Source organism: Paenibacillus glycanilyticus, from assembly GCF_030161375.1.
Classification (GTDB): domain Bacteria; phylum Bacillota; class Bacilli; order Paenibacillales; family Paenibacillaceae; genus Pristimantibacillus; species Pristimantibacillus glycanilyticus_B.
This window is the reverse complement of sequence record NZ_BSSQ01000001.1, coordinates 501,876-525,671: the sequence shown is the minus strand read 5'-3', so window position 1 is coordinate 525,671 and position 23,796 is coordinate 501,876. Positions and strand designations below refer to the sequence as shown.

The following is a 23,796-nucleotide window of genomic DNA, read 5'->3' as shown; positions in this document are numbered from 1 at the left end:
CAGCAGCAGTCCCGAGACTGCTGCTGTTTCATTTATATATCGATTATTTCAACGCTGTTGCAAGACCCGTGAAAATAACGCCAAGGGCAAAAGCGCCCGCATCGGGATAACCGATGCTGCGTTCGCCAACCGTGCCGGCGCGGCCCATCCGGGCTACGATGGTTTCGGTATTCTTCGCGCCTTGAACAGCAGCTTCCGCAGCGGTAATACCGGCTGCTATCAGCCCGGTTCCGGCTTCCGCAGCCAGCTTCCAGCTGTCCGCGTAAGGGATCAAAGCGTCAATCAGCGTCTTGTCGCCTACAACGGCACCGCGGCCAAACGATCTTTCGCCGGTTGCCTGAATGCCTTTCACAACCGCATCGAGCAGTTCTGCCGTTTCGGTTACGGACAGCTCCGTTTTACCTTCGGCATATTTGCCGCCGGCACGGAATGCCGATCCCCAGATAGGGCCGGAAGCTCCGCCGCAATGCTCCATAATAATGAGGGAGCAGGCATGCAAGAAGCTGCCGATATCCTCGGAAGCAACCGTAATATCCGACCACTCCGCTTTGAGCTGTTTGAAGCCTTTGGCAACGCTCATCCCGAAATCTCCGTCACCGGCATGGGAATCCAGCTCGCAGAATGGAACTTCGTTCTCGATAATAATCTCGCTCATCTTGTCGACGAGATAAATCATGTTGCGCAGAGATAGTTTGTCTTCCCTGACAACCGCATATTCTTCGCTTGTTTCTACGCGGTAAGACACGTTATCGCCGCTTGTCGCCTGTTCCTCCAATGCCACATAAGAAACCGGCTCCGAAGCTCCGCCTTGCACGATAAAGGCAGGGGTGTTGCACTCCGCGTGAAGCAGCTGCGCCAGCTGCTCGTCCAGCTTCATAATCGACAGAGATGCTCCCGCCATATCGATGCTGGTCATGTAGTTGCCGACAAACACCTTGTTCACGGCAATGCCACGCTGATGCAGCTCTCTCATGACGGCATTGTTCAGCAGGTACAGCTCCTGAAGGGGAGTACCGCCAAAGCCGTTAACGAGTACGGCAATCTCTTCCGCAGCGCCATTGCTTATGTTCAGGCTGGCAAGCAGTTCCGTAACCATGCGCTCGGCAAGCTCATCCGCGGAGATCCGTTTCTCTCTGCGGATGCCCGGCTCGCCATGTATCCCAACGCCGTATTCCATCTCGTCTTCGCCTATAGCGAACGTTGGAGTGCCTTTTGCCGGTACCGTACAGGAGGTAAAAGCAAATCCGATGCTCCGCACGTTTGCAATCGCATGCTCCGCCGCTGCCTTTACTTCGGCGAGACTATAACCTGCTTCCGCGGCAGCGCCGGCGATCTTGTGAACAAGCACCGTACCCGCAACGCCGCGGCGTCCAACGGTATACAAGCTGTCTTCAACGGCAATGTCATCGTCTACCTTCACATAGTCGACCTGAATGCCGTCTTCTCCCGCAAGATGCGCGGCATTCTTGAAGTTCATCATATCGCCGCTGTAGTTCTTGATAATAAGCAGCGTACCCCGCTCGCTTGCCGTCGATTTAATCGCCTGATAGACCTGAATTTGAGAAGGGGAAGCAAATACGTCTCCGCAGACGGCCGCATCAAGCATCCCTTTGCCGATAAAGCCGGCATGAGCCGGTTCATGGCCGCTGCCGCCGCCGCTGATCAGGGTGACTTTGTTAGAATTTAACTCTTGTTTGGTCATGACTTTATATTTGGAATTGAAGGCAAGGCCGGGATGCGCCATGACGAGACCGTTACACATCTCGCGGACTAGCGACTCCGGCTGATTGATGATCTTTTTCATCTTACGACTTCCTTCCTTGTTTGAAAGCCTGGCCGAGTTGATCGGCAACCACAATCGCGGCGGCTACGGCTTCCTCAGTAATCGGGAACGGCATAGCGTGAATCGATTCTTCCGGGATGCAGGCGAGCGCGGCAACCTTGGCAAGCTCTTCGCCGGTCATGCTGTCTACGCCGATGTCGGCGAGACATACTGGCAGTCCAACGGATGCACAGAACGCCAACACTTCGTTTAATTCTTCCTTAGGCGCGTTTTCTAACACAAGCTGCGCAATCGTGCTGAAGGCTACCTTTTCGCCGTGGAAATAATGATGAGTGCCTTCGAGAACGGTTAATCCGTTGTGGATGGCGTGCGCAGCCGCAAGGCCGCCGCTTTCGAAGCCAAGACCGGATAACAAAATATTGGTCTCGATAATGTTCTCAAGCGCCGTTGTAACTTTGTTGCTGTCGGATGCGAGTTTCGCCTGTACGCCGTCCTCCAGAAGCGTCTCGTAACAGAGCTTGGCTAGGGCAAATGCCGCTTTTGTTCCGCGGGCAATAGGCGCCGCGCCGGCGTGTACGCCGTTTGGCAGGCCTGCGTTTACCTTAGAGAAGGAACGGGACGTCGCTCTTGCTTCGAAATAAGTCGAGAGCGCGTCGCCCATGCCGGATACGAGGAAGCGTGTTGGAGCATTGGCGATAACGGTCGTATCGATCATGACAACGCTAGGGCTGGATTTGAAATAGGCATAATCCTCAAAAGCCCCGTCATTCGTGTAAATAACGGCGGAGTGGCTAGTTGGCGCATCGGTGGCTGCAATCGTCGGGACAATAATAAGCGCTTCGCCTTCGGCAACGCATTTGGCCGTATCGATCGCTTTGCCGCCGCCAAGGCCAATCGTGCAGGAGCAGTTTTTCTCGCGGGCAAGCTCTTTCAGCCTTGCGATTTCGTCACGCGAGCACTCCCCGCGGAATCCGCTTTCAACCAGCGTAATATTGAATTTATTAGAAGTAAAGTCCAGCTTGTCCTTCACGCGCTTAACATCATCGGGATGAGCGATAAGAAGGGCGGAATCGCCGTAGGATTGTACGAAAAAACCAAGGTTAAGCAGTTCATTCTCGCCTTGAACATATTTGCTTGGACTAATAAATGCTTTTCTCATTATGAAAAACCTCCTAAAATGAATGGACTTACTAGGTTGATTAACAACCGTTTGTGGGCATTCATACCTCGTAAGCATGAACCTGAGATAAAGTTCTACTGCCATTATAAAATTAGGAGGCGCGAGAAGCATTGTACGATAAGTGCAAATACATGCAGTTTTCGATGGTGTTTCTATGCGCAATCTTCCCTAAAATTGTACTATTTTGTCCTGAATAGGCCATCGGGTATAATGAAGTTATATTAGCGGATTTGAGGCGATCACAATGAACGCGCGATATGATTTGAAACAAATTATGGATATCGACAAATGGCATAAGCTTCAGGATTCGATGTCTCTTGTAACAAAGATGGCGATCATTACGGTGGATTACAAAGGGGTCCCGGTCTCGAAGCATAGCCAGTGCCAGTCGTTCTGCAGCGAGGTAAGGAAGGATCCCGCCTTATCGTCTTATTGTCAGAAATGCGATGCGCGCGGCGGGCTTGAAGCCGTTCGTTCCAATAAACCTTATATTTATCAGTGCCATTTCGGAATTCTCGATATTGCCATTCCGATCGTGGTCGACAACCAATATATCGGTGCGGTAATGGCGGGGCAAGTTAAGCTAAGCGATCCCGACGTGCCCATCGAGCAGATCGTAACTAGGCCGCCTAATGCGGAGACGGACCGGAAGTTTGAGGTTTTGCAACCGGAATATCGGTCCCTGCCGCTCTTGTCTTATGAAGAGGTCGAGAAAATCGCCGATATGCTGTTCCATCTGTGCAACTATATCGTGGAGGAAGCGATCCGCAAAAGCGATATGCTCCAGCTCTATCGCAGCTCATTAACGTTGGAGTCTTCTTCCGTTCAAGCGCTGCAAAGCGAGTTGTCGAACACCTTAATCGAGAACAAGCTGAAGCGGGCTTCCTCCGTCTACGAGGCTGTCCACACTTTATTGCAGCCGGCTTTTGATTATATATACAGCCATAAGCATGACAATGCAGGTTTGAAGGAGATGGCTGCCTTGTGCCACGTGAGCCCGAGTTATTTCAGCCGCGTCTTTACGAAAGAGACGGGAGAGAACTTCTCGGTATTTGTCCCACACCTGAAGATCGAATGGGCGAAGGAGCTGCTGGAAACCACGGAGCTGTCGGTTAATCAGATTGGCGATGAGCTAGGTTTTGCGGACACGGGTTATTTTATTAAAACATTCAAGAAATTCGAAAGCCTGACGCCCGCCGCATACCGGAAAATATACCGAAAGAAACGCTGACGTCAATGGGAATTCAGTAAAATATTAACGAATATCCGGCGATTGACAGAAAGTTTTGCATCCACCTATACTTTGTGTAACCGGTTACTCCTAACAACGGGCAATACTTCACGGAATGAGATGGATGGTCTATGATACCGACAATCAGAGATGTAGCTAGAGAAGCTAATGTATCAATTGCGACTGTTTCTCGCGTTCTAAACGGACTCACGGGATACTCGGACAAGACGAAACAAAAAGTGATCAAAACGATCGAGGATATGGGTTACCATCCAAACGCAATTGCGCGTTTCCTCAATAACAGGCGCACCCAAACGATTGGGGTGATGTTCCCGGCTGTTACGAGTGAATTTGCCTCCGCTGTTCTGCAAGGCATTGAGGAATTTGCGCTGGAGCGGGGTTATAGCGTGCTTGTATGCAATACCGAAGTTGACGGGAATAGGACGATGAAGTATTTGCAGGTGCTTCGCGAAAGACAGATCGACGGCATTATTGTGGTAAGCGAAGTACTTAAGCACGAGTACAAGCATTTGCTGGAGACGATGAAGGTACCGATTGTGCTCGTTTCTTCCGAAAGCGATGATCCTGATATTCCTTATGTGCGCGTGGATGACAGACAAGCATCGTATGACGCCGTTTGTTATTTGATTAACAAGGGACACCGGGATATCGCCATGATCAGCGGTTCCCCTGATGATCCGGTTGCCGGAAGGCCGAGGCTGCAAGGTTATAAAGATGCGTTGTATGACAAAGGAATTCCTTACCGCAGCTCTCGTGTCGTATACGGGGATTTTCATTACGACAGCGGGGGAACGGCGATGGAAGCTCTTCTGAAGCAGGATAAGGGAGTGACGGCCGTATTTGCGGCAACGGACGAGATGGCCGTTGGGGCAATGAATGTTGCCCTTCAGCATGGGATTCGGGTGCCTGACGACCTATCGTTTATGGGATATGACAACATTCGGCTGTCGAGGATGATTTATCCGGCTTTGTCCACGGTCGGACAACCCTTGCTGGCATTGGGGCAGGAAGCCGCAAGCAAGCTGATTACGATGATTGAGACGGGAAAAGTTGTTCCTAGCCTAGTTGCTTCGCATAAGATTGTGGAGCGGCAGACGGTTATGGATTTGCGTACATAGGAAGCTGTTCTGGCAGGACATCCGCTTGCGGTGACCACGCCGGAGCAGCTTTTTTAATCCCTGCGGTGGTATAGTGATAGAGAAGACAAATGGCTGAGGAGGAGTAAGATGATTATCCTTATTACAGGCGCTAGCCGGGGACTTGGCGCAGAAATGGCGGCAGAAGCGCTGGAGCGCGGACATCGCGTTATTGCAGGCGTGCGGGATATTGAGGTAGAAGGCAAGCTGGCTGCGCTTGCCGCTCAATACGGCGAGCAACTGGAGTTGGCGCAGTTGGACGTTAGCGATGAGGCGGGCTTGGCCGATCTTGCGGCAGCTATGAAGCAGCAGGACCGGACGCTTGGAGCAATAATTAATAATGCGGCTATACTCGTAGAGCGCAATACGCCAATTGAACAATTGGATATAAGCGAAGTCGCTCGAACGTTTGATATTAATCTGTTTGGACCCATGCGCGTGGTGAAGCATTTCTTGCCGCTTATGGCTGGCGAGCAGGGAGCCATCATTAACATTTCCTCCGAAGCGGGCAGCATCTCGAATGCCTATCCGGGAGATTATCCTTACGGCATCTCGAAGACGGCGGTTAATATGTTTACGCAGCAGCTGCAGTCTGCCGTGAAAGACAGGGGAATTAAGGTGCTAAGCGTCCATCCGGGTTGGATGAAGACGGATATGGGCGGGGAGAACGCGCCTACGGACCCGCGCCAAAGCGCGAAGGGAATCCTCGACCTAACGGAAGGCCGTATCGTGCCGGAGTCCCGGTTCAACTTTGTTGATTATACCGGCAAGGAAATGCCGATTTAGTTCATTTTGTCGTCTTTCTGCAGTTGATATGTCAATCCATCTTGGCAAATGTGATATAACATGATATATTGTTATGTAAATATTGAACACTTGTCGGTGGAAGACGGGGGAAGAGCGGAATGAACGAATCATCGAAACCGATGTATGAACGGATATTTGAAGCGTTGCGCGTAGACATTGTGGAGAAGAAATACGAGCCTGGCGATCGTGTGCCTTCCGAGAAAGAGCTTGGCGACGAATACAACGTAAGCCGGATTACGAGCAAGAAAGCGCTGGAGCTGCTAGCCAGCGAAGGATATATTGTCCGGCAGCCGGGGCGCGGTTCGTTTGTGTCCGACCAGCCGGCGCCGCAAGCGAAGCAGGTTTCGCAAGCAACGGGAACACCTGCCCAGAAGACGCGGAAGGAAGACGGCAGGCTGCTGATCGGCCTTGTTATTACCGACTTCGCGGACAGTTACGGCACCGGTCTGATCTACGGCATGGAGGAAGCTTCGCGCCAGCATAACAGCTATCTGGTGCTTCGGCGTACATTTGGCATTCCGGCTCTCGAAGAGGAAGCGATCAAAGGGTTGCTGGAGCTTGGGGTGGACGGCCTCATTGTTTTCCCTGCGCAAGGCGAATACTTTAACGCCGAGATCTTGAAGCTGGTTATTAACCACTTCCCGTTTGTCCTTGTCGACCGCCATTTGAAGGGCATTTCCGCAAGCTCGATCGCAACGGATAACGTAGGCGCGGCGAAGGATGGGACAAACCATCTGTTTGAGCTTGGGCACAAATCGATTGCTTTCCTATCGCCTCCGCCCGTGGATACAACCGCCATCGAGGAACGGATCGAAGGGTTTATTCAAGCCCATGCGGAGAAAGGGATCGTGGTCGACCGCGAAGTCTGGATGGAGAACATTACGTCCTCGCTTCCAAAACACAATTCGGAAGAAAACAAGCAGAAGGATATTCAGCGGATTATCGAGCATCTGAACAAGCATCCTCAAGTGACGGCTTTGTTTGCGACGGAGTTCAACATTAGCCAGATTGCGTATCAGGCGGTGAAGCAGATGGGCAAGTCCGTTCCGGAAGACTATTCGATTGTTTGCTTCGATTGTCCGGAGACAAACGGGAAATATCCGTTTACCCACCTGAGCCAGAATCAGCATGAGATGGGACGTTCGGCATTCGAGAACGTGCTCAGACTGCGGAGCGGGCAATCCGTGCCAAGCAAAATTTTGCTGGACGCCTCGCTTGTCATTAGCGATTCCACGGGCCCTGTTAAACCATAATAACTGTCGAATATAGAAAAGCATGTCGTCAAAGCCTCCATTACGGAGGCTTTTTTTGTGCCTGAAGTCCTGTTTAAATAGTATAAAAGATTGGTATAAACATTATACAAAATTACATATTGACATACCATATACATGCCAATATAATAGCTATATCGAAATGAAAGCGTTTTACTGGAAATGAGATGACATTAGTTACAGTATCAAGGAGGCATACTTGCATGACACAATCGACAGAAATTCCAGCATCCTTAACCAGATTGGTGGAAATCATCAAGGAAAAAACACCGGAACATCCGAATTGGGCAGCGATTTTTGAGAAAGCGATCCAGAATACGCTGCAGACGACGATCCAACGCATGCCGGACGGTACAACATTTGTTATAACAGGTGATATACCAGCTATGTGGCTTCGCGATTCCGCGGCGCAGCTTAGACCGTTCCTGGTATTGGCGGCAGAGGATGCCGAGCTGGCCGATTTGATCGAAGGGCTGGTCCAAAGGCAAATGGCTTCGATCTTGCTTGACCCGTATGCCAATGCCTTCAACAACGGGCCAACCGGCAAAGGGCATCAGGATGATTTGACCGAGATGGGACCTTCCGTCTGGGAGCGGAAATACGAGATTGATTCGTTATGTTATCCTTTGCAGCTCAGTTACCTACTGTGGAAAAATACCGGCAGAACTTCGCAATTTAACGATACGTTCCGCCAGGCGGCAGAAGCGATTCTGAATCTCTGGACGACGGAGCAGAACCATGAGACCGCATCGCCTTACCGCTTCCAGCGCTTCAACTGCGCGCCGACCGATACGCTCCTGCGCGAAGGGAAAGGAACGGAGACCGCCCATACGGGGATGACATGGAGCGGCTTCCGCCCAAGCGACGATGCTTGTACATACGGCTATCTCGTTCCGGCAAATATGTTTGCGGTTGTTGTGCTCCGGTATTTGCAGGAAATAGCGCTTGAGGTGCTTGGCGACGGGGAGCTGGCAGCACGCGCGGCTCAGCTTGGCGGGGAGATCAATCAAGGCATTGAGCGCTACGGCATGACCGATCATCCGGAGTTTGGCAAAGTATACGCTTATGAAACCGACGGGCTTGGGAATTACAACTTCATGGATGATGCGAATGTGCCAAGTCTCTTGTCAATTCCTTATCTCGGATACACTTCCGAGGACGATCCGATTTACCGGAATACGCGCCGCCTCATCTTAAGCAGCACGAATCCTTATTACTTCGAAGGCGAAGCGGCAGCCGGAATCGGAAGCCCGCATACGCCGGACCGCTATATCTGGCATATCGCGCTGGCGATGCAGGGACTCACCACTTCGGACATCTCCGAGAAAGAACGGTTGCTTGGTCTTATGGAGGCAACAACGGCAGGGACGAATTTTATGCACGAAGGTTTCCATGTCGATGATCCGTACCAATTCAGCCGTCCATGGTTCTCCTGGGCCAATATGATGTTCAGCGAGCTACTTCTTGATTATTGCGGCATTCGGGTACAGACGAAATAACGATGGTTTCATAGAATGCCAGCCTGTATCAGGCGGTATTCTTCGAAATAGGTGAGCTAATTAAAAAGGGAGGCATGAAAAGTGAAAAAATGGATCACAATGATCGCCTTGGTGACGGTAGTAGCAACAGCGGCCGGATGCGCGAAAACAACAACAAACAATAACGGCAATACGAACGCAAACAGCGGGACAAACGCGCAGACAGACAACGCTTCGGGTAATGCCGGAGGCGGCAAGGCTGTAGAGATTACGTTCTGGGGCGACTGGGCTGGCGACGGACAGAAGCAATTCCAGACGATGGTAGACGCGTTCAACAAATCGCAAGACAAAATTCACGTGAAATATATGCTCCAGCAGGACCTTATTACGAAGTTCCTGACAGCGGCTACATCCGGCGGCGCGCCTGACGTTCTGCTCTGGGACAGATGGCGTACGCCACTCTACGCTCCGAAAAACGTGCTTCATCCGATCGATGATCTCGTATCGAGAGACGGCCTCAACAAAGATGACTTCTATGGCGAAGCCATGAACGAGTTGTCGAACGGCGACAAGCTATACGGACTGCCTTTGACGGTGGATGCGCGCGCTTTGTTTTATAACAAAAAACTTCTGAACGACGCGGGCGTAGCGCAGCCTCCTACAACTTGGGATGAGCTTGAGCAAGCGGCGATCAAAACGACCAAATGGAACGGAAGCAAACTTGAAGTGGCAGGTTTCTCGCTTGCCGATAACGGACTCTTTAATATGTATCTTCAACAAGCCGGCGGCAGCATGCTGACCGACGACGGCAAGAAAACGAACTTTAATAATGAAAAAGGTCTTGCGGTCCTAGATTACTGGAACCGTATGCTCAATGACGACAAAGTGTACAAAGTTGGCTTTGAGCAAGGCCTTGGCGAAGGTACGGACGCATTTGCGACCGGCAAAGTAGCCATGACCTACAATGGCCCATGGATGCTTAGCACGTACAAGAAATACGGCAAAGATCTGGACTTCGGAGTTGTACCGCCTCCTGCAGGACCAAACGGCGACAAAGGCGGCGTGATGGGCGGCTTTGGCCTCGTTATTCCGGAAGCTTCGAAACATCAGGAAGAAGCATGGGAGTTCATCAAGTGGTGGACGGCCAATAAGGACAACGCTTTGCTGTGGGCGAAAACAAGCTTGAACATTCCCGGCTACAAACCAGCGCTTGACGATGCGTTCTTCACGGGAGATCCGCTCTGGAAGCCGTTCCTCGATACGCTGGAATTTGCGAAGACCCGTCCGGCTCACCCTGGATACTCCGTCATGGAGACCGAAGCGCTTATCCCGAACCTGCAGTTGTACCAACAGAAGAAACAAAGCGCCGAGGAAACGCTTAAGAAAGCGCAGGAGCGGGGAGACCAGCAGCTTGCGGACAACGAAGACGTGAAATAACAACTATAGGAAGGGGGAAGGGAGGGAGACCTCCCTTTCCTTATTCCAACAACCTAGGTGGGAACGCCCCCTAACGAAAGGAGAAGTGCCGATGTCTTCAATGGGCAAGCTGAACCAACATCAGGCCCGGATGGCCTATCTGTTTATTACGCCAACGATGCTGCTGTTTTTCGCTTTTACCGTTATACCCGTAGTGATGGCACTCTATTTAAGCTTCACCAATTACGACGTGGTCAGCCGAATGGAATTCGTCAAGCTGGACAATTACAAGAAGTTGCTGGAGGACGATCTGTTCTGGCTTTCCTTCAAAAACGTCTTTTTCTATTCCGTTATATTTGTACCTCTCAACATTATAATTTCCTTGCTGCTTGCGATGCTGCTAAACTTCAAAAGGTTTGGCGTCAGGCTGTTCCGTACCTTTAACTATCTTCCGACGTTGACCTCCGCCGTTGCGGCATCCACGGTATGGATCTGGCTGCTCCATCCGGAATTTGGCCTTGTCAACAATCTGCTCAGTTATGTCGGCATTACCGGACCGGCGTGGCTCGCTCAGACCGAGACGGCTATGTTCTCGATTATTATGGTGACGTTGTGGCAGTCGGTTGGCTCCAACATGATCATTTATATTGCCGGTCTTCAAGGCGTGCCGGATTATTTGTACGAGTCGGCGAAGCTGGACGGGGCTACGGCGTTTGACCGGTTCCGCTACATTACGTGGCCGCAGCTTCGTCCAACAACCTTCCTCGTAAGTACGATGGCAATTATCGGGGCGCTGCAAATGTTCGACCAAGCGTTTGTCTTGACGCAAGGCGGTCCGGGCAACGTAACGAAAACGCCGGTTTACCTGATTTATAACCAAGGCTTCAACCAGCTCAAGATGGGTTACGCTTCCGCGCAAGCTTTTGTGCTGGCCGTGGCGATCCTGATCTTCTCGTTCATCAATATGCGCATTAACAAATCCGAAGAGCCGATTGTGTAAGGAGGTATAGTAATGGCACAGCCAATGGTAACACCCGTTCCTGTACGTGCGCCAAAGCAGCCTTCTTATACCTTCAAGAAGGCGCTCGCGACCGTCCTGTTTTATGTCGTATCAATCGTTATAGCGGCAGCGATGTTTTTGCCGTTTTTCTGGAGCTTGATTACCTCGTTTAAACCTAGCAATGAAATCTTCTCCGTGCCGATCAAGTGGATTCCGTCCACTCTGACGCTGGAACATTATAAGGCGGCCTTTACGACCGTGCCTTTTGCCGGATACTTTGCCAACTCGTTTATTCTCGCGGCATCAGGCGTATTGTGCAACTTGTTTTTTGGTTCGATCAGCGGTTACGCGTTTGCTAAGCTGAACTTCAAGCTGAACAAGCCGTTGTTCCGCATTTTGCTCGCAGCCATGATGATTCCGGGCATTGTAACGATGATTCCAAGCTTTTACGTGCTGAAGCATTTCCCGCTCATTGGCGGCAATGACATTCTGGGCGGCGGAGGCAACGGCTTCCTGAACTCGTTCTGGGGCATTATTTTGCCGGGCGCTTCGGGTTCTTTCGCGGTGTTCTTCATGCGGCAGTTCTTCCTGACGCTGCCTTCCGACATGATGGAGATGGCGCGGATTGAAGGAGCGGGAGAGTTCCGCATCTTCTGGAATATTTATCTGCCGCTGACGAAGCCGGCACTTGCAACGCTCTCTATCTTTACGTTCCAGGCGGGTTGGAACAGCTTCCTGTGGCCGATGATCATCTTGAATGATCCGGCGAAAGCGACGATTCAGATGGGCTTGCAGGCATTCTCATTCAACCATCAGACCGACTTTGGACCAATGATGGCCGGCGCGCTGATCGCAATCCTGCCGATTCTGATTCTGTTCCTTCTGCTTCAGAAGTACTTCGTGCAAGGCATTGCGTTTACGGGAACGAAAGGGTAAGCGGGGGAATCGACTTTGTTGAAGAAAAAGCTATACACCTTTCTAACTGGCATCGTTGTTCTGCTGCTCGTGGCAGGCATCGTTGTCTGGCAGCTTGCGGAGCGGCATGAGCAGTCCGCTTCCTCCGGCATTTGGCAGGAGAGGGCAGAAGAAGCTCAGACGGAGCTTGTTCAATCCTTCTGGGACGAGAAACGCGGCTTGTTCAACAATGCGGCGCCGTGTATCGCGCAGCTGTGCACCGACCCTTTTAATTATTGGTGGCTGGCTCACTCGGTTGATGTATTGGTTGACGGCCATATCCGGACAGGCGACGAGAAATATGCCGAGCTGCTCGGCAAGATATATCAAGGGCTGCTCGACCGTAACGCCGGCGTTATGATTAATGATTATTACGATGATATGGAATGGATGGCGTTAGCTTGGCTTAGAGCTTATGACGCTACGAATGATGACCGTTATAAGCAGGCGGCCATGGAATTATGGACAGAAATCAAAGGCGGCTGGAATGACGCGATGGGCGGGGGAATCGCCTGGCGGAAGGAACAGCAGGATTACAAGAATACGCCTGCGAATGCGCCTGCGGTTATTTTGGCGGCAAGGCTGTTCCAACATTTCCATGATGATGAGGATCTGCTGTGGGCACAGAAAATTTACGAATGGCAGAAAAAGACGCTGGTTGATACCGAGTCCGGGCTAGTCTGGGACGGCATTAACCGGACCGGCGACGGTAATATCGATAAAGAATGGAAGTTTACTTACGGCCAAGGCGTGTATATTGGAGCGGGAGTTGAGCTGTTCCGCGCAACTGGCGATGAGGTCTACCTGGAGGATGCCCGACAGACGGCGGCTAATCTGAAAGACGCTTTCTTGTCTCCGGCAACCGGTATGTTGCCTTCGGAAGGCGATGGGGATGGCGGATTGTTCAAAGGGATATTGGTCCGCTACGTAGGGGAACTAATCGCTGCCGATCCGGAAGCTTCGCGGCAGAAGGAGCTGATTGCGATGCTTGAAACAAACGCAGACAGCTTGTGGCAATATGGCAAAGCGGCGGATAAAGCGATTTTCGGCAATTCATGGGCGGAAACGCCGGATGTTGTTGGACAGTTGAGCACGGAATTAAGCGGAATGATGCTGCTCGAGCAGATGGCCGTACTGGAACGCAACGGACTGCTGCAATAAGAAGACAGAAGGTATTACGGGGAGAGTGGGAACTATGGTGTGGGCAGCACGTGCGGAAGAAGCACAGCGGGCATTGGAGCAATTATATTGGAATCCTTCCATTAACATGTACGATATCGAGATTCCTTGTCAGGATGGCGCATGCAATACAATTTTTCATTACTGGTGGATGGCGCATGCGGTTGATGCGCTTGCGGACGGCCTGAATCGGACGGGAAGCGAGTTCTACCGGGAGCGGCTGGTTGCTTTCTATGAAGGCATCTTGCAGCGCAACGACGGTGTGTGGCCAAATGAGCTTTACGACGATATGGAATGGATGGCGATCGCATGGCTGAGAGCTTATCAGGCAACGGGCGTTGAGAAGTATAAATCGGCTGCCCTCCTGTTGTGGGCGGATATCCAGACGGGCTGGAACGATCACGCAGGCGGCGGAATTGCTTGGCAGAAATCCCAGCTTGATTATAAGAATACTCCGGCTAATGCTCCCGCGGTAATCTTGGCGGCAAGACTATATCAGGCTTTTGGCCGGGAAGAAGACTTGGTTTGGGCTCGTCAAATCTATGATTGGCTGAAGTCTCATCTTGTGGATCCGGAGACGGGCTTCGTCTGGGACGGCATGAACCGGACCGGCGACGGCAGCATCGATAAAGACTGGAAGTTTACGTATTGCCAAGGCGTCTTTATTGGCGCCGGGGTTGAGTTATATCGGATTACCGGTGATGCTGTGTATTTGCAGGATGCAGAACGGACGGCTAAGGCTGCCGCTGCCGAACTGCTGAAGGATGGTCTGTGGCCTAGCGAAGGCGACGGAGACGGCGGTTTGTTCAAAGGCATACTCGTTCGTTATCTTGGCGAATTAGCCTCTGTATCATCGGAGCCTTCCGAGCTGGCGGCGCTGCTGGAGCAGCAAGGGCAGATGCTTTGGACGCGAGGCGCCGATCCGGCGCGTATCGTGTTCAGCACTTCCTGGGGCGTTCAGCCGAAGGATCGAGTTACGCTGAGCACGCAGCTTAGCGGCATTATGCTGCTGGAGCAGCTGGCGGTTTTGGAGAAAAACAGCTTAGGCACTATGGGACAGACAGAGGAGGCGCAAAAGTAATGGCTGTACAGGTGAAAGTAGATTGGGCCGAAAGAGCCGGCGTAGCCCAGCAAGATTTCAGACGGTTGTACTGGAATGAAGAGCGCGGCATCATGGAGCAGGTGGTACCGATTGGCGGCAAATGCGCCGATCCTTGGATTTATTGGTGGCATGCGCATGTGGTAGACGCGTTGGTAGATTCCCTAGAGCGTACGGAGTCTGCGGAGGATGAAGAACTATTGGAGCGGGCATTCCGCGGCGCTAAGAAGTGGAATGGAGACACGCTGCTTCATAACTACTATGACGATATGGAATGGATGGCTTTGGCGCTGCTGAGAGCCTATCATAAGACCGGCGAGATGTTCTACAAGGAAGGCGTTCTCGAGCTGTGGGAAGACATCAAGACGGCTTGGAATGACCATATGGGCGGCGGCATGGCTTGGAAGAAGGATCAGCTGGACTATAAAAACACCCCTGCAAACGCGCCTGCTTCCATCCTCGCGGCACGAATCTATCAGATGGACCGCCGGGAGGAAGATCTGGAGTGGGCTAAGCGGATCTACCAGTTCAACAAAGAGCGGCTTGTTGATCCGGAGACTGGCTTTGTCTGGGATGGCATGAACCGGCTTGGCGACGGCCAGATCGATTATGATTGGAAATACACGTATTGCCAAGGCGTCTTTATCGGCGCGGGTATTGAGCTGTACAACTGCACGGGCGACGAGAGCTATCTGGTCGATGCGCAAAAAACAGCCTCGGCCACGGTTCAGGAACTGGTAGACCCGGAGACGGGCATGCTGCCTCGCGAAGGCAATGACGACTGCGGTCTCTTTAAAGGGATTCTGATCCGTTATTTGGTTAATCTGATTCAGATTCAGCCGGAGCTTTCTAAGCCTTGGGTCGATCTGATTCGTCACAATGCGATTTCCATGTGGGAGCGGGGACGTTCGGAGCAGTCCGGGTTGTTCAGCTTGTCCTGGGCAGACGAGCCGGAGACGGAAGTGCAGCTCAGCGGCCAGCTTAGCGGCGTTATGCTGCTCGAAGCGATGGCGCTGCTCGAGCGCACAGGTTACCTGGCTAACTAACTTGTAATAAAGGCTTAACGATGCACCCGCGTCGTTAAGCCTTTCTGTACATGAGGCGGAACTGCTTGGGCGTCTTGCCGGTACGTTTGTGGAAGCAGCGGACGAAATACGGGAAAGAGCCAAAGCCCGTATCCTCCGCGATTGTGCCGACTGCATCGTTGGTGTGGATGAGCAGCCGCTTAGCTTGTTCGATCCGGAACTGGGTAATATAATCGAGCGGCGTACAGCCAAACGTTCGTTTCATGCACAACGCGATATAGTTGGGGTGGAAATGCAGCTCTTCCGCCATTTGCTTATAGCTCAGCGGTTCGCGGTAATGCTTGCGCAAGTACAAAGCGGCATCTTCCGCAAGCTGCAGATGGGGGCTTTGCGCCGTTTCTTCTTTGCTGTCTTCCTGCAGCCGGAGAAGGATGGCGTGGAAAAGCTGCTGCTCCTGCCAACGGGAATTCCCGGCGGGATTCTGATTGAGCTCAAGGAGCCCTCGGAACTGCTCTTCCGTTACCCCCAAGTTTTGCACCGGTCCAGAACGCGGCAAATAGAAGGAGAAGTATTCAATAGGCGGATACAGCAGCTCTTGCTCCGGCGGCAAGGGTTCTTTCTCATAGGGCTCGGGATGCCATTGTCCGGTCGTTTGAAAATGCAGCCAGAAGAAATGCGTCTCTTCCTCGCAAGGGGAGACGGTATGATGCTCGAGATCCGGGCGCAAAATGCCGAAATGACCGGCAGGCAAGACGAGCTCATGCTGGCCTTCAGCCAAATACAAACAGCCGCGGGTCACAAACAATAGGTCAAAGACGCCGATACTATTGCGATCGGGATGTTTCCGGCCTATTTTGTAAGTATCCTGCCCGATATGGATGAAATGCGGCATAGGCGGACATTCAAAATGAAACATTATCGCGCACCTCTTCTTGAGCTTTGATGAATCCAGTATAAGTAAATACAAGAGATTCGTAAATGTCTTCCTTATTCTATGAAGTTGTGATCGGATAAATAGTAGTTGCGATTGTCTATCCAGCATCAAGCGGCTCAAGTGGTATATTCGAAGGAGTAGCATGACTTGAAGGAGGGACTCGCGATGAATAACGCATGGGAAGCTCTGCCTCTCGGCAGCATTCGAGCCGAAGGATGGTTGTATAACCAGCTTCGAATCCAGGCTGACGGATTAACGGGGCATTTGGAGGAGCATTGGGCAGATGTTGGGCCGGATAACGGATGGATTGGCGGTAACGGCGAAAGCTGGGAGAGAGGTCCTTATTATGTGGACGGATTGCTCCCGCTTGCCTATATATTGAATGACGAGAACTTGATTGCCAAAGCAAACCGCTGGGTCGAGTGGGCGCTGAACAGCCAGCAGGAGAACGGTATGTTTGGTCCGGCGCGAATTACGACGGTTAACACGGATATTGATAAGGAGCAGGATTGGTGGCATTACATGATCATGCTCAAGGTGTTTATGCAATATGAAGAAGCGACCGGAGATCCCCGCGTGATCCCGTTCCTGACGAAATTCATGGATTATGTGTTAGGACAGATTGAAAGCCAGCCGCTGCGGGGATGGGCACAAGCGCGCGGAGCGGAAATACTTCTTTGCCTGGTATGGCTTTATAACCGCACCCAAAACGAAGATCTGCTGAAGCTTGCTTCCATTGTGAAGGAACAAACAACGGACTGGACCGACATCTTTTATGATTTTCCGTTCTGGCGTAAAGTCGAGCAGTGGGACTGGAGAACGCATGTGGTGAATGTGGCCATGGGTCTCAAAACGCCAGGGGTTATTTTCGAGCTTACAGGGGATTCTCTCGATCAAGAGGCGGTATACCGCGGAATCGAAAGTCTCATGACTTATCACGGGCAAGCCCATGGCATGTTCTCGGGCGATGAATGGCTGTCGGGCACTTCGCCAAGCCAAGGCGTTGAATTGTGCGCGGTCGTGGAATACATGTTTACGCTTGAACAGCTGACGCGGATTTTTGGAGACGGGAAGTTCGCCGATGTGCTCGAAAAAGTCGCCTTTAACGTGTTGCCTGCCACAATCTCCGCCGATTGGACTTCGCATCAATACGATCAGCAAGTCAATCAGATCGTTTGCAATGTCGCTCCGCGGGCTTGGAGCAACGGTCCATACGCCAACGTGTTTGGACTTGAGCCAAACTTCGGCTGCTGCACGGCTAATATGCACCAAGGCTGGCCAAAATTTGTTTCTCATCTCTGGATGAAGGACAAGGAAGGCGGGCTGGCGGCGGTCTCTTATGCGCCTTGCCATGTGCGTACGGAAGTTGCCGGCGGCGTGCAAGCCGAGCTTCGCGTATCCGGTGAGTATCCTTTCCGTGAGCGCGTAAGCATGGAGCTTCAGCTGGACCGTCCGGCCGGTTTTGCGATGCGGCTCCGTATTCCGGGGTGGTGCAAATCTCCGGTTATTAAGGTGAACGGTGCCGAGATGCCGATTGAGATCGAGCACGGATACACGGCGATTAACCGCGAATGGCAGGCGGGAGACCAAATAGAGCTATCGCTTCCGATGGAGGTTCAGACCGTATCGCGCAACCTGTTTGCGGTAAGCGTGGAGCGTGGTCCGCTTGTGTATGCTCTTCCCGTAGAAGAGAACTGGCAACTGCTTCGGAAGCGCGAAAGGTTCAATGACTATGAGCTGTACCCGGCTTCGCAATGGAAGTACGGCTTGCTAGCGGATACTTCGTTCAAAGCGGTCGTAAGCGAAGGGGAGCTGCCGTATCAGCCGTTCCTGGCTTCGGAATCGCCGGTTAAGCTGGAAGCGCAAGGCAAGCTCGTGCCGGATTGGAGAATGGAAGGCAATAATGCAGGAACTCCGCCGCTTGCGCCGAATACAGATGATCAGCCGGTTACGGATTTGGTGCTGGTGCCTTACGGCGGAGCGAAGCTTCGGATCGGGGAATTTCCGCTCATTGGCGAGCGAAAGACGGCTAGAAACAGATAACTTTGAACATTACAGACGAGGTGTGTAACGATGACGATTAAACAAGCTAACGAAGGTTTATTCCATGGAGAACGCGCGATTTGGCTGCGCTACGGACAATACGAAGCGGCGATGCTGCCGGAGATTGGCGGCAATCTGATTGCTTTCCGCGACACCCAAGCGGAGATTCAATTCCTGCATGAACCAACGCCGGAAGAGATGGAGAGCTTCAAAGCAAGACCAATGATTCATGGCATTCCGGTCTTGTTCCCGCCAAACCGTTATGAAGACGGCAAGTTCCCTTGGAAGGGACAAACGCATCAATTCGAAGTAAACGAACCGGCAACGGGCAACCATCTGCACGGTTTCCTGTACCAGACGCCATGGCAGGTAGATGATTACGGCACGACGGCAACGGAAAGCTTCGTTGTCGTATCGATCAAAGTGGACGAGCAGCATCCTTCGTATGCAAGCTTCCCGTTCAACTACACGATCCGTCTTCGGTACTCCGTAAGCGAGAACGGACTGCTTCAACAAGTTACCGTCCGCAATGACGGGCAATCGGAGATGCCTTGCCTGCTTGCTTTCCATACATCCGTTAACGCGCCGTTTGTTCCGGGCGGAGAGGCAAAAGATTATCGCATCCATATGACGATCGGCGAACGTTGGGAGCTTAACGAGCGTATGCTTCCTACGAAGGCCTATCAGCCATTGAAGGAAGAAGAAACGCTTATGCGCGATACGGGCGTATACCCGTTCTTCGAAGCGATGGACAATCATTATACATCCCGTCCGCAAAACGGACGCAATCGCATGGAACTGTCGGATACAAAAGCCGGCGTGAAGCTGGTTTACGACGTAGGCACTTCCTACAAGCAATGGATGATCTGGAACAACAATGCGACGGAAGGTTTCTTCTGTCCGGAGCCGCAGATCAACCTGGTGAACGCGCCTAATGTGGATCTGCCTGCCGAAGAGATTGGCCTTCTGAGCCTTGCGCCGGGAGAAATCTTCGAGGAATCCAGCAGACTTTACGTGATCAAAGGTTAATAAATAAGTTTAACTACAAAAGGGGGTGTCCCATAAGTCATGTAAATGACGATGGGACACCCCTTTGTTATTTAGGTTAAGCGGCAACCTGCGCAATTAATGTTCTTCCGATCGTCATTGCTCAGGGATCCCTTGAATCAACGAGGTAAGGTTGGGATCACTTCACAAAAACGACCGCTATCGCTTCTCCAGAATCATTAAATTGCTCCGTCTGCCCTTCACCTGTACAAGAAATGCTCAAACAAAAAGAAGCCGTCTCTTCTTAAAATGGAGGTACGACCCAACCACTTTAAGTAAAGAGAGGCTTCTTTATGTCAATCAACTAGATATGAAGTTCTTCACCAAAGCTTATCCCCCTGCTTCGAGGCTTACCGAAAGTTAACCTCGAAGTCGGGTAGTTTTCGCTTGCCCATAATTTGCTGAGTAAAGCAGCACAATGGCGATCGGAAGAACATTCGAATGCGTAGTTTGCTGTTAACCTAAACGTAAGTCAAGCTATCCAAAATTTCTGTCACGCTAAGTTCAGCGCAAGCCATGGAAGTATCGGCTACGCCATAATACATCTTCACGACATCGCCGTGAACCGTAACGCCGCAGGAGAATACAACATCTCCGAAAAATCCGTTTTTCTCATAGTCGGTTTCCGGCTCCATGATCGGTTGCTCGGAGCGGGCGATCACTTTGGATGGATCGTTCAGATCAAGCAGCAGGGCGCCCATGCAGTAGCGGTGATCAAGCGTTGCGCCGTGATACAGCTCCAACCAGCCTTTTTCCGTGCGGAATGGTACGGCGCCGCCGCCCATGCGGCCGCTGTCCCACATGCCTTCGCGCAAGCCAGCCAAATGCTTGTGATTGCCCCAGTAGAGGAGGTTATCGGATTCCGCGATCCACATTTCCGGGTTGCCCGTGCTTTTGGTCGTTGGACGATGCAGCGCATAATATTTGCCGTTGATCTTCTCTGGGAAGATAAGAACATCTTTGTTGTCCGGTCCAAAAATCATGCCGTGATGCGTAAAGTTCACGAAATCTTGGGTCGAAACCATCGATTCGCCAACGCCTACCGGAGATACGGCGGAGAAATAGATGTAATACGTATCGCCGATTTGCGTCACGCGCGGATCTTCGATGCCGAAGGATTCCAGCGTTTGCGACGGATAGACAAGAGGTTTTTCGTCGATTGTGAAATGATGGCCGTCTTTGCTGCGCGCCACGCGAATATAAGACAAGGAAGTCAGGTATTCGAAGGTAGCGCTATGATTCACGTTGCGAATGACGCGCGGATCGGAGAAATCGTAGCGGGCATCGTCCGTACGGAATTCCAAAATGTCGAGCTGTTGCGTTTCGGCATTAAATACAGGAGCTTTGACGATCATCGGATCCTGGCTGATCGGACGTTCCGCGACCCGAAGCAACATCAAAATTTCTCCGTTGTATTCCGCAACGCCTGCGTTAAAAGCGCCAATGACTTCAAATCCTTCATGATACGGCTTTACGCTAGCCGGTGTAACGAGAGGGTTCTCCTCATATCTGTATATATTCATGGTTATATGCCCCAATCCAATAAGCTTATTTGTCTCATTATTGTTCAAACTTGAGGAACGGATCGCGAATGGTTACGCGATGCGCTTCCGCGTCACTGATTCCCGCATAGAGGTCGGCGGATCCGTCTAGATGGCGACCGAGGCCACCGCTGAATACGACGTCTGCCAAATCCGGACGTTTCGTCTCGCCAGGCAGGAAGTCTGCGCGAACGGCGATCAATTCCATGTCGCTATGCGCTCCAGTCAACGGATTGACCGCAAACACCATCGGATAATAATGGCGGTCACCGGCTTCATCGAAGCAAGCGACATGGCCAAGGACGCCAACAAGCCCATTGTTCAGCACATGCAGTTCATTAGCGCCGCCCCATTCCGCATCGATGAATTGATCTGCGAGAAGGGGAGTATCGTTCACGAGTTGTACGGTCACGTCTTCTAGCGAGCTAACTTTGCTAAATCCGATTTTGCCCCGGCCGCCTTTGTCGCCTTGCGGACGAGTAAATACGCCGATCTCGCCGCTTGCCAGTTCGACCAGACGCAAATCTTTCATCGCGTCGGGACCGGTAAAGAAAGGAGTAAGTTCATTCAGCGATTTGCCTTTGCGGAATACGGTTCTCCACATCAAGGCATTTTCCTTCGTAGGATGAGGGAAGATCTCAACGCCGCCCAGAACCAGTTCGCCATGAATGAAGGTGAAGAACGGATCCTGAAGCGTAAATACGGGTGCTCCTTCTTTCGGTAACCAAGTGCCGTTTTGCTCTACGAAGAAATGGATTTCCGAATGCTCGCTATCCCGCGATTCCACCCGGCCTGCAATGACCGTAACGCCATCAATCTGGAAAGGTGCCGTAATATTGTAAACGTCCTTGCTGCCTACGCCCGAGAAGGTTAATTTGACCGGATTGTCAATCGTTGAAGCTTTTTCTTGGTATTCGTTAAGCAGCGTCGAGCAAGTTTTTACTGCGGATTTCATCAATTCCACCGTGTATGCCTCCTTGTTTCCAACTAATAATCCAATTTATAAAGTCCAGATAACCGCCGTATGAGGAGGGATTTCAACTATAGAACCGCCAAGCGGTACAATCTCGTTGCTCGCCGCGCGAAGCGTCAGCTTATGGCTTGTCCAATCCGACAAGTTCAGTTGAAGCGGCTTATTGCCGAACTGAAGCACAACAAAGGCCTCATCGCTACCGCAGCGTTTCGTATATACAATGGCCGAACCCTCGAGTTGTTCCAGCTTTACGTACTGGCCGGTCGAGAGAGCAGGGTATTCCGATCTAAGCGACAGCAGGCTTTTATAAAAGGAATAAATAGAATCCGTCTGCTTGCGTTCGTCTTCTGCATGAATCTGATCGTAGCCCGGGCCCATGCCGATCCAAGGTTCAACATTAGAGAAACCGCCGTAACGGTCTCCGTTCCACTGCATGGGGGACCTGGAATAGTCGCGGCTTTTGGCTTTGGCCAGATGGAAAGCTTCTTCTTCCGTTTGGCCATTCCTAAGCGCAACTTCGTAATGGCCGAGCCCTTGAATATCTCTCATATCTTCAATTCGACGAGCGACATGGTTTCTCATCCCGATCTCGTCGCCATAATAGATAAAGGGGACGCCTTTGGCCGTTAACATAAGGGTCGCCATCAGCTTGGCTCTTTGCTCCTCGAGCACCGCAATCCCTTCGCCAAATCTGGAGATGTGGCGGGGCATATCATGGCTGCTGAAGAACAAGGTAGGAAGTTGATCATCGGCGTGAACATCTTCCATCGCCTTCAGCTCGCGGAATAAATCTTCCGGATGGAATTGCTGCTGACTTCCCAAATTGAAGTTAAATACGACGTCAAGAAGGCCATTGCCGCTATAGCGGCGCAGAATGTCCATATCCTCGGATCCAACTTCTCCGACCATAAAGATACCTTCGCGTTCATGCACGTAACGGCAGATGTCGCCGATTGCATCCAATACGCCGTCTTGATTCTGATCGTACCGGTGAATTTGTTCACCGTTTGCACCGGGCGGATTATCACGGAAATCGCCGGATACTTTAAGGAAATTAATAACGTCCAGCCGGAAACCGTCGATTCCTTTGTCCAGCCAAAACCCCATAACATCCTTCATCGCTTGCCGGACTTCCGGGTTAGCCCAATTCAGATCCACCTGTTCTTTCGCAAAAGCATGGTAATAATACTGCTGCGTAGCTGCATCCCATTCCCATGCACTACCGCCGAAGAAGGACTCCCAATTGTTCGGGGCCTTCCCATCGGCAGGCGACTTCCAGATGTACCAGTCCCGTTTGTCCGCATGGATAGAGGATCTGGATTCCTGGAACCAGGCATGGGCCGCTGACGTGTGATTAAGCACGAGATCGACAATAACCCGAATGCCCCGATCATGGGCTTTTTGAATGAAAATATCGAAATCATCGATCGTTCCGTAAGACGGATCGATCGCATAATAGTCCGAAATATCGTAGCCGTTATCGACCTTTGGCGATTCGTAAAAAGGAGTCAGCCATATTCCGCCGATGCCAAGCTCTTTCAAGTAATCCAGCTTGGAGGTGATGCCCGGAAAATCTCCGACGCCATCTCCGTTGCCGTCGCAGAAGCTTGGCATGTAAATTTCATAAAAGACGGCATTCTGCCACCACTTGAATTGATTATTGTCCATACGTTGTCAC

Annotated in this window: 19 protein-coding genes; 13 read left to right on the top strand and 6 right to left on the bottom strand. The window is 51.6% G+C overall.

Translation table 11 applies throughout. The features are described from left to right. Positions 1-43 precede the first annotated feature (43 nt). Both dhaK and QQK89_RS02150 read right to left on the bottom strand, forming a co-directional pair. On the bottom strand, positions 44-1,804 hold the full coding sequence (gene dhaK / locus QQK89_RS02155) for a dihydroxyacetone kinase subunit DhaK (RefSeq protein ID WP_284236768.1): 1,761 nt from the start codon (positions 1,802-1,804) through the stop codon (positions 44-46). Position 1,805: 1 nt separating this feature from the next. Then, positions 1,806-2,942, bottom strand: a complete 1,137-nt coding sequence (locus QQK89_RS02150; RefSeq protein WP_284236767.1) for a glycerol dehydrogenase — start codon at positions 2,940-2,942, stop codon at positions 1,806-1,808. Positions 2,943-3,207: 265 nt separating this feature from the next. Between QQK89_RS02150 and QQK89_RS02145 the strand changes: the two genes are divergently transcribed. From QQK89_RS02145 to QQK89_RS02095, 11 genes are all read left to right on the top strand, one after another. After that, positions 3,208-4,194: a PocR ligand-binding domain-containing protein gene (locus tag QQK89_RS02145; RefSeq protein WP_284236766.1), complete on the top strand. Its 987-nt coding sequence runs from the start codon at positions 3,208-3,210 to the stop codon at positions 4,192-4,194. A gap of 131 nt (positions 4,195-4,325) precedes the next feature. After that, on the top strand, positions 4,326-5,333 hold the full coding sequence (locus QQK89_RS02140; RefSeq protein WP_284236765.1) for a LacI family DNA-binding transcriptional regulator: 1,008 nt from the start codon (positions 4,326-4,328) through the stop codon (positions 5,331-5,333). A gap of 108 nt (positions 5,334-5,441) precedes the next feature. Next, a complete protein-coding gene (locus tag QQK89_RS02135) occupies positions 5,442-6,137 on the top strand; it encodes an SDR family oxidoreductase (protein WP_284236764.1) in 696 nt (231 codons plus the stop codon). 119 nt (positions 6,138-6,256) lie between these two features. Continuing rightward, a complete protein-coding gene (locus tag QQK89_RS02130) occupies positions 6,257-7,411 on the top strand; it encodes a GntR family transcriptional regulator (protein WP_284236763.1) in 1,155 nt (384 codons plus the stop codon). A gap of 221 nt (positions 7,412-7,632) precedes the next feature. Continuing rightward, positions 7,633-8,928 carry a glycoside hydrolase family 125 protein gene (locus tag QQK89_RS02125; protein WP_284236762.1) on the top strand — a complete coding sequence of 432 codons (1,296 nt, stop codon included), beginning with the start codon at positions 7,633-7,635 and terminating at the stop codon, positions 8,926-8,928. 81 nt (positions 8,929-9,009) lie between these two features. Further along, entirely contained in the window at positions 9,010-10,344 is a 1,335-nt protein-coding gene (locus tag QQK89_RS02120) for an ABC transporter substrate-binding protein (RefSeq protein ID WP_284236761.1), read from the top strand. Between the two features lie 91 nt (positions 10,345-10,435). Further along, positions 10,436-11,323 carry a carbohydrate ABC transporter permease gene (locus QQK89_RS02115; protein ID WP_284236760.1) on the top strand — a complete coding sequence of 296 codons (888 nt, stop codon included), beginning with the start codon at positions 10,436-10,438 and terminating at the stop codon, positions 11,321-11,323. 12 nt (positions 11,324-11,335) lie between these two features. Then, positions 11,336-12,259, top strand: coding sequence for a carbohydrate ABC transporter permease (locus QQK89_RS02110; RefSeq protein ID WP_284236759.1), 924 nt, complete (start codon positions 11,336-11,338; stop codon positions 12,257-12,259). Positions 12,260-12,277: 18 nt separating this feature from the next. Next, complete coding sequence (locus QQK89_RS02105) at positions 12,278-13,438, top strand: glycoside hydrolase family 76 protein (protein ID WP_284236758.1); 1,161 nt, start codon at positions 12,278-12,280, stop codon at positions 13,436-13,438. 34 nt (positions 13,439-13,472) lie between these two features. Further along, positions 13,473-14,537 (top strand): glycoside hydrolase family 76 protein, encoded by a 1,065-nt coding sequence (locus tag QQK89_RS02100; RefSeq protein ID WP_284236757.1) that lies wholly within the window; start codon positions 13,473-13,475, stop codon positions 14,535-14,537. Beyond that, a complete protein-coding gene (locus tag QQK89_RS02095; protein ID WP_284236756.1) occupies positions 14,537-15,601 on the top strand; it encodes a glycoside hydrolase family 76 protein in 1,065 nt (354 codons plus the stop codon). The genes QQK89_RS02100 and QQK89_RS02095 overlap by 1 nt, the downstream gene beginning before the upstream one ends. A gap of 34 nt (positions 15,602-15,635) precedes the next feature. Here QQK89_RS02095 and QQK89_RS02090 read toward each other — a convergent pair whose 3' ends face one another. Continuing rightward, positions 15,636-16,496, bottom strand: a complete 861-nt coding sequence (locus QQK89_RS02090) for a helix-turn-helix transcriptional regulator (RefSeq protein ID WP_284236755.1) — start codon at positions 16,494-16,496, stop codon at positions 15,636-15,638. A gap of 183 nt (positions 16,497-16,679) precedes the next feature. On the opposite strand from QQK89_RS02090, the gene QQK89_RS02085 reads away from it, so the two are divergent. Further along, a complete protein-coding gene (locus QQK89_RS02085; protein WP_284236754.1) occupies positions 16,680-18,557 on the top strand; it encodes a beta-L-arabinofuranosidase domain-containing protein in 1,878 nt (625 codons plus the stop codon). 30 nt (positions 18,558-18,587) lie between these two features. Then, complete coding sequence (locus QQK89_RS02080; RefSeq protein WP_284236753.1) at positions 18,588-19,586, top strand: aldose 1-epimerase; 999 nt, start codon at positions 18,588-18,590, stop codon at positions 19,584-19,586. Positions 19,587-20,065: 479 nt separating this feature from the next. Here QQK89_RS02080 and QQK89_RS02075 read toward each other — a convergent pair whose 3' ends face one another. The 3 genes from QQK89_RS02075 to QQK89_RS02065 are packed head-to-tail and all read right to left on the bottom strand — an operon-like array spanning position 20,066 to position 23,786. Next, positions 20,066-21,127, bottom strand: a complete 1,062-nt coding sequence (locus tag QQK89_RS02075; RefSeq protein ID WP_284236752.1) for a BtaManbiosPhlase — start codon at positions 21,125-21,127, stop codon at positions 20,066-20,068. Positions 21,128-21,164: 37 nt separating this feature from the next. Next, positions 21,165-22,109 (bottom strand): MTP-1 family protein, encoded by a 945-nt coding sequence (locus QQK89_RS02070; RefSeq protein WP_434481618.1) that lies wholly within the window; start codon positions 22,107-22,109, stop codon positions 21,165-21,167. 36 nt (positions 22,110-22,145) lie between these two features. Then, a complete protein-coding gene (locus QQK89_RS02065) occupies positions 22,146-23,786 on the bottom strand; it encodes an alpha-glucosidase (RefSeq protein ID WP_284236751.1) in 1,641 nt (546 codons plus the stop codon). Between the last annotated feature and the right edge of the window lie 10 nt (positions 23,787-23,796).

What these genes read in the sequence shown, in the direction of transcription:
- QQK89_RS02125 (WP_284236762.1), top strand. Translation starts at nt 7,633, where the DNA reads ATGACACAATCGACAGAAATTCCAGCATCCTTAACCAGATTGGTGGAA.
- QQK89_RS02085 (WP_284236754.1), top strand. Translation starts at nt 16,680, where the DNA reads ATGAATAACGCATGGGAAGCTCTGCCTCTCGGCAGCATTCGAGCCGAA.
- QQK89_RS02115 (WP_284236760.1), top strand. Translation starts at nt 10,436, where the DNA reads ATGTCTTCAATGGGCAAGCTGAACCAACATCAGGCCCGGATGGCCTAT.
- QQK89_RS02080 (WP_284236753.1), top strand. Translation starts at nt 18,588, where the DNA reads ATGACGATTAAACAAGCTAACGAAGGTTTATTCCATGGAGAACGCGCG.
- QQK89_RS02130 (WP_284236763.1), top strand. Translation starts at nt 6,257, where the DNA reads ATGAACGAATCATCGAAACCGATGTATGAACGGATATTTGAAGCGTTG.
- QQK89_RS02150 (WP_284236767.1), bottom strand. Translation starts at nt 2,942, where the DNA reads ATGAGAAAAGCATTTATTAGTCCAAGCAAATATGTTCAAGGCGAGAAT.
- QQK89_RS02145 (WP_284236766.1), top strand. Translation starts at nt 3,208, where the DNA reads ATGAACGCGCGATATGATTTGAAACAAATTATGGATATCGACAAATGG.
- QQK89_RS02110 (WP_284236759.1), top strand. Translation starts at nt 11,336, where the DNA reads ATGGCACAGCCAATGGTAACACCCGTTCCTGTACGTGCGCCAAAGCAG.
- QQK89_RS02135 (WP_284236764.1), top strand. Translation starts at nt 5,442, where the DNA reads ATGATTATCCTTATTACAGGCGCTAGCCGGGGACTTGGCGCAGAAATG.
- QQK89_RS02075 (WP_284236752.1), bottom strand. Translation starts at nt 21,127, where the DNA reads ATGAATATATACAGATATGAGGAGAACCCTCTCGTTACACCGGCTAGC.
- QQK89_RS02090 (WP_284236755.1), bottom strand. Translation starts at nt 16,496, where the DNA reads ATGTTTCATTTTGAATGTCCGCCTATGCCGCATTTCATCCATATCGGG.
- QQK89_RS02140 (WP_284236765.1), top strand. Translation starts at nt 4,326, where the DNA reads ATGATACCGACAATCAGAGATGTAGCTAGAGAAGCTAATGTATCAATT.
- QQK89_RS02095 (WP_284236756.1), top strand. Translation starts at nt 14,537, where the DNA reads ATGGCTGTACAGGTGAAAGTAGATTGGGCCGAAAGAGCCGGCGTAGCC.
- dhaK (WP_284236768.1), bottom strand. Translation starts at nt 1,804, where the DNA reads ATGAAAAAGATCATCAATCAGCCGGAGTCGCTAGTCCGCGAGATGTGT.
- QQK89_RS02100 (WP_284236757.1), top strand. Translation starts at nt 13,473, where the DNA reads ATGGTGTGGGCAGCACGTGCGGAAGAAGCACAGCGGGCATTGGAGCAA.
- QQK89_RS02065 (WP_284236751.1), bottom strand. Translation starts at nt 23,786, where the DNA reads ATGGACAATAATCAATTCAAGTGGTGGCAGAATGCCGTCTTTTATGAA.